Below are 6,320 nucleotides of genomic sequence, written 5' to 3' on the forward strand. Positions count from 1 at the left end.
ATCATTCAAAATTTCATTTGTATATTTATCTGTTCAAAATATTCTTATGAAAAAAACATTCTTCCTTTTGTTCGCGGTATGCGGAGCATTCTGTCTTGCCCAAAAACAATTTCAGCCAGCGGGTTCTACCCTTCTGGAAACGGTAGACGGAGATCTTGATGGTGATAAAATTGCTGAAAAAGTACTCATTTACACCACAAAAGATGATGGTGAACTGGGAAAAATCCGTGAGATTCAAATTCTGAAAAATGCAGGCGGAAAATGGACTCTTCTTGAAAAATCAAGAAATGCCATTCTTGAAAGTGGTGGAGGTGGTATGATGGGCGATCCTTACGGAGAAACTAAAATTGAGAAAGGAATTCTCATCATTTCTCAAATGGGCGGAAGCAGCTGGAAATGGGATGTTACAGACAAATACAGATTTCAAAACGGACATTTTGAACTCATAGGAACTTCCTCCACATATGGAAGACCCGGAGATTATTGGAAAGATGTAGATTTCAACCTATCAACAGGGCAGCTTAACTATACAAACGAGGTAGAAAATACAGCTGAATATGGCAAATCTTCAAAGGAAATCTATATTCATAAAGGTATAAAGATTAATCTTCAAAACAGAAATCAGGAAAAGCAAAGAAAAATTATTCTTCCGAAGACAAAAGAAGAAGTTTATTTCTAGGTAATAAGTTTTGGCTAAAGCCAATTTTGAATCTTGTCATTCTGACGAAGGAAGAATCTTATTAATGAATAAGTTTATGAGATTCTTCACTACATTGCATTTCATTCAGAATGACATTTGAAAGCCCGTTTCTATTGAATATCCTGTATTGATTTATAGGTTTAATGATCATCAAATTCATTATTCTTCAGCAGTTCGGCTAAGACTTTTTTAGCACGCATTACCCGTACTTTGGTATTGGCAACGGAAATACCCAGTTCTTCGGCAATTTCTTTGATGCTTTTTTCCTCAAAAAACCTCAGCTTGATAATATCCTGATAGTTGGCATCCAGAGATTCTATGGTTTTGATGATTTTCTTCTGTTCTTCTTCAGAAATCAGAAGTTCTTCCGGAGATTTGGCATATTGATTTTTGACTTCATCAAGATTTTCAACGGCATCTTCGTTTTCACGGTTCTTTTTTCTCCAGAAATCAATAACAGTATTCTGTGCAATGGTCAATATCCAGGTTTTAAACTGAAAATGAGGATCAAACATATCCAGTTTCGACAATACTTTTGAAAAAACATTTACGGTGATTTCATCGGCATCGTTTTCATCCCTCACCTTTTTCATTACAAAAGAGAAAACATCCACCCAAAAAACATTGATGAGTTTAGTCTGGGCCTTCTGATCTTTATCTTTGGCCTTCTGTATGAGCAAGAATAGCTGTTCGTCATTCATTAATAACAAATATAGCTTATTTGGGGCACAATTGCAAAAGGGAAAAACATCAAATCTGCTCAATGTCGGCAAAGTTATCATCAAAGTATTTTAGGTTTTTATGAATTTACTTATTTGCGATTTCTCCTTTTTCTCTTCCTTCTGAATTTACTATCTTTGCTTCTTAAAATTTTAAAGTTAACAATCAATGAATTCCTTTATAGAAGAACTGAAATGGCGTGGTCTGTTTGCCGATATGATGCCTGGAACCGATGAACAATTGAATAAAGAGGTAACTACTGCATATATTGGTTTTGATCCTACTGCCGATTCTTTACATATCGGAAGTCTTATCCAGATAAAAATTTTAGCTCACTTCCAGCAGCATGGCCACAAACCAATTGCTTTGGTAGGAGGAGCTACAGGAATGATCGGTGACCCTTCCGGGAAATCAGCTGAGAGAAATCTTCTGGATGAGGAAACTCTTTTACACTATGTTGACTGTTTAAAAAATCAGCTTTCAAAATTCTTAAATTTTAATGGAAACGAGCCCAATAAGGCTGAATTGGTGAACAACTATGACTGGATGAAGAACATTTCTTTCCTTGATTTTGCTAAGAATGTCGGAAAGAATATCACAGTCAACTATATGATGGCTAAAGATTCTGTAAAGAAAAGACTATCCGGAGACGCAGGTGTTGACGGAATGAGTTTTACAGAATTCACCTATCAGCTAATTCAGGGATATGATTTCCTTCACCTTTACCAAAATAACAATGTAAAACTACAAATGGGAGGTTCTGACCAGTGGGGGAATATCACTACAGGAACGGAACTGATCCGTAGAAAAGCTCAAGGTGAGGCCTTTGCATTAACGGTACCTTTAATTACAAAAGCGGATGGTTCCAAATTCGGAAAATCTGAAAGCGGAGAAAACTATTGGCTGGATAAAAAGAAAACATCTCCTTATAAATTCTATCAGTTCTGGCTGAATGCTACTGATGATGATGCTGAAAGATTCATCAAGTTCTACACTTTCCTTGGAAAAGACGAAATTGAAGCTTTGATCGAAGAGCATAAAACAGCGGCACACGAAAGAAAGCTGCAAAAGAAACTTGCCGAAGAGGTAACAGTTTGGGTGCATGGAAGAGAAGAATATGAAAAGGCACTGAAAGCTTCTGAAATTCTTTTCGGACGTTCTACTGCTGAAGATCTGGTAAGCCTTGATGAAGAAATGTTCCTTGAAGTTTTTGACGGAGTTCCTCAGAAAGAAATTGCAAAGTCTGATGTTTTAGGAGTGAATATTGTAGATCTTCTTTCTGAAAAATCAGGATTCTTAAAATCTAAGAGTGAAGCCCAAAGAGAAATTAAAGGAAATGCAATCTCTGTCAATAAGCAAAAAGTAAATGATACTTTTACAGCTAATGAAACTGATCTTATTGACGGTAAATTCTTATTGCTGCAAAAAGGTAAGAAAAGCTACTTTATTGTTAAGGTAAATTAATCTTAATAGCATAGTAAATATAAAAACAGGCGCTGAGATGAATCTCGGCGCCTGTTTTATGTCCTAAAAATTTGATATTAAAATGTATAGCTTGTAGAAGCTGATAAATACTGTCCGCTGGAAGTTCCTTCTTTCTTAAGCTCTCCGTCTACCCAGATCTGAACCTTCAAAGTAGCAGAAGCATCCGGTCCGATAGCATTTACTGCAACATTGGCACTGTATGCTCCCGATTCTGATGTCACCTCAGGGCTGCTCCACGTTGATCCGCTAAGACTTGATGCTGTAGTGGGGTTACCGTCAATTCCGTACACCGCTACATCAATATTACTGCCTGATGAAGCGATTGCCTTAAAAACTACTTTATGACTTTTTCCTGCTCCATTCACATTGTCATCATCATCTTTACTGCATGATGCTGTAAATCCAATAAGCATTACTGCTATTACTGCAACGAATGCTCCTCTTAACAGTTGATTCATTCTCATTTTTTTCATAATCTTTTTGTTTAAATTTTAGTTACTATATTGAATATTCTATGATTAATGATTTGATGTCTGCAAAGCTATGAGCATCACTTATGTCTATCAATCCTGAAAAATCAGTAATTTTTTCTACCTAAATTCAGGTATTTTTTATGCTAAAATTTTTAATTAAATTGAGCGTTTAAAAAAATATTTTTCAGATTTGATTTATAATGAAGAGATTACTTGCCCTACTAAGCCTATTCTTATTTTTTAAATTGCAATCCCAGCAAATCATCCCGCTTAATGAGAAATCTTATATAGACAGCTTACAAAGCATTACAAAGGGAAATCTTCCGGATACTTCAAAAGCAACGGCTTTTTTTCTTTTATCTAATTATTATAGAAACAGTGATTCTGTTTTGAGTAAAAAATACCTTGAAAATGGGAAGATACAGGCCCGAAACAATCCTTTCTTTTCAGCAAAATATTATTATTACGAGGGACAATACAACCTGGACAGAAACAAAAGGAAAGCGGGTATTTCTTATCAACAGGCTATCAAATCTTTATCTAAATTTAAAAATGAAGAATCCGATTTTTTTCAGGCACTGGCCTGGTATAGCTATGGAGTTACCCAAAAAGATAAAGAGGGATATATTCCTTTAGTCAAAATCATGCTTGAAAAAAGTATTCCCCTGGTTGAAAAATATGAAAACAGTGGAAATTTAGGTTTCTTATATACACAGCTTGCAGTGATTCTTACTTATAATGCACAGTTTAAAAAGGCAGAAGATTATAATAACAAAGCATTGAAAATTCTTGAAAAACAATATCCGGAGTCTGCCGAATTATTTTTCACTTACCTCAACTCTGCCAACAATTTCTGCTATCAGGCTAATGGAGATAAAGCTGAAAAGTTTTTATATAAAGCAGAAAAACTCATCAGCCTCTATCCGGAATCTTCCTCCAATGCATTCTATTATTACAGTAAAACCCTTTTGTATATTACCCGCCAAAAAAATGCAGAAGCACTCCCGGTGATAGAAAAAGGGATTTTTTATGCAAAAAAATTCAATCAGAATCTTCTGGCTCAGATGTTTTATTTCAATAAGTATGATATTTTAAAGAAACTTAAAAGGTATAACGAAGCCAAGGCTACTTTAGAAGATGTTTTAGCAGAAAAGTCCTTGGCCATTGATCTTAACAACAGAAAAACTTTTTATAAGCAGCTTTCTTTACTTAATGAAGAAACAGGAAATACCAAAGAGGCACTCTTATGGGAGCAGAAATATTCTAAACTCAACGATAGTCTGAATACAGAAAATGTGAAGCTGGAAATCAACAAACTTGAATCTAAGTTCAATGCGGCTGAAAAGGAAAGAAAAATAGCGACTTTAAATGCTGAAAAAAATCAAAAAAATCTGGAGGTAAATAAGAAAAACTCTTACTTATGGGGAATGGGTCTTGTTTTATTGCTGGCCCTAAGCCTCCTGGGCTTTCTTTTCATCATTTTCAGAAAAAATAAAAAAATAAGCGAGCAGAAGATAGAAGATATCAAACAAAAGGAAGAATTATCACTTACCAAAGCCATTCTTGATGGTGAAGAAAGAGAAAGAGAGCGTATTGCAAGAGACCTTCATGATGGTTTGGGTGGAATGCTGGCGGGAGTTAAAATCAATTTTTCTACATGGTCGTCCAATCATCTCCATCCTGAAAAGGATCAGGAATTTTATAAAATCTTAGGCCAGCTGGACAACTCTGTGAGTGAACTCCGGCATGTGGCCAGAAATCTTATGCCTGAATCATTGCTTAATTTTGGTTTGGAAACTGCTTTACATGATTTGTGCGAATTTTACATCAGGAAAAACCTCGACATTGATTTTCAAGCGATTGGTATTAGTAAAACATTACCTTTAAATATTCAGCTTAATATTTACAGAATTGTCCAGGAGTTATTGGCCAATGCCATAAAACATGCAGAAGCCAGCAGCATCTTGCTTCAATGCTCACAATCTGGCGAAAATTTTATGATCACGATTGAAGACAACGGAAAAGGTTTTGATAAAAATACAGAAAATACCACCAAAAGTATGGGACTTCGCAACCTGAAAAACAGGGTTAATTACCTGAAAGGAACAATGGAAATACATTCTGATAATCAAGGAACAGCGATTAATATAGAACTCAACATCCATGGAGAATGAGAAAATAAATATCATCATCGTAGACGACCACCCTATTGTCATTGAAGGTCTTAAAATGATGCTGAACAGCCAGCCTTTTTTTAATATAGCGGGAAGTTTTACTTCCGGTGCAGAAACAATCAGTTTTATTCAATCCGAAATGGTGGATATCATCCTCCTTGACATTACTCTGCCCGATGCCAATGGAACGGAACTCTGCAAAGAAATAAAGAAAATTTCTCCGAATACCTCAGTAATTATGTTCAGTAACCGCTCTGAGCGAAGCATCATCATGCAGTCTATACAAAACGGTGCGAGTGGTTATCTTCTCAAGAATACTTCTATTGATGAACTTGTAATATGCATCAAAGGGGCTCTTTCCGGAGATATTGTTTTCTGTAATGAGACAAAACAGATCATCAGCCGTCCTTCTCAGCACGATCTTCCAATGCCACGGCTTACCAAAAGGGAAAAACAGATCCTGCAGATGGTAGCGCAGGGAAAAACAAGTAATGTGATTGCCGAAGAACTGTTCCTAAGCCCACTTACTGTAGACACCCATCGCAAGAATCTGCTTCAGAAATTCCATGCAAAGAATTCAACAGAATTGATTAATCTCGCAGTACAGCAACAATTGATTGAAAAATAAAAAAACCACTCTTTAGAGTGCCCCCAAAAAGTTAGACACTTTTTAGGGGCATTTTTTATGGGCAAATCAAAGTATAGTTTAGCATTTAAAACAGATTGTGTTGTTAAGGTTTTACAAAGACATCATTCGATTTCCGTAGT

At 35.7% G+C, this 6,320-nt stretch carries 6 protein-coding genes; 4 read left to right on the forward strand and 2 right to left on the reverse strand.

What is annotated here, in order from left to right; all coding sequences use genetic code 11:
* The first annotated feature begins 46 nt into the window (after positions 1-46).
* The gene (locus LC457_RS14800; RefSeq protein ID WP_223600553.1) at positions 47-679 is read left to right on the forward strand and encodes a hypothetical protein; all 633 of its coding nucleotides are present in this window, start codon (positions 47-49) and stop codon (positions 677-679) included.
* Between the two features lie 161 nt (positions 680-840).
* Here LC457_RS14800 and LC457_RS14805 read toward each other — a convergent pair whose 3' ends face one another.
* Positions 841-1,401: an RNA polymerase sigma factor gene (locus LC457_RS14805; RefSeq protein WP_047377164.1), complete on the reverse strand. Its 561-nt coding sequence runs from the start codon at positions 1,399-1,401 to the stop codon at positions 841-843.
* A gap of 187 nt (positions 1,402-1,588) precedes the next feature.
* On the opposite strand from LC457_RS14805, the gene tyrS reads away from it, so the two are divergent.
* Entirely contained in the window at positions 1,589-2,884 is a 1,296-nt protein-coding gene (gene tyrS / locus LC457_RS14810) for a tyrosine--tRNA ligase (protein ID WP_223600554.1), read from the forward strand.
* Between the two features lie 77 nt (positions 2,885-2,961).
* Here tyrS and LC457_RS14815 read toward each other — a convergent pair whose 3' ends face one another.
* Entirely contained in the window at positions 2,962-3,378 is a 417-nt protein-coding gene (locus tag LC457_RS14815) for a hypothetical protein (RefSeq protein ID WP_223600555.1), read from the reverse strand.
* Between the two features lie 200 nt (positions 3,379-3,578).
* Between LC457_RS14815 and LC457_RS14820 the strand changes: the two genes are divergently transcribed.
* The gene (locus LC457_RS14820; RefSeq protein WP_223600556.1) at positions 3,579-5,552 is read left to right on the forward strand and encodes an ATP-binding protein; all 1,974 of its coding nucleotides are present in this window, start codon (positions 3,579-3,581) and stop codon (positions 5,550-5,552) included.
* The gene (locus tag LC457_RS14825) at positions 5,542-6,180 is read left to right on the forward strand and encodes a response regulator transcription factor (RefSeq protein WP_223600557.1); all 639 of its coding nucleotides are present in this window, start codon (positions 5,542-5,544) and stop codon (positions 6,178-6,180) included. The genes LC457_RS14820 and LC457_RS14825 overlap by 11 nt, the downstream gene beginning before the upstream one ends.
* Positions 6,181-6,320: the final 140 nt, after the last annotated feature.

Source organism: Chryseobacterium sp. GVT01B (genome assembly GCF_019970045.1).
Lineage (GTDB): Bacteria > Bacteroidota > Bacteroidia > Flavobacteriales > Weeksellaceae > Chryseobacterium.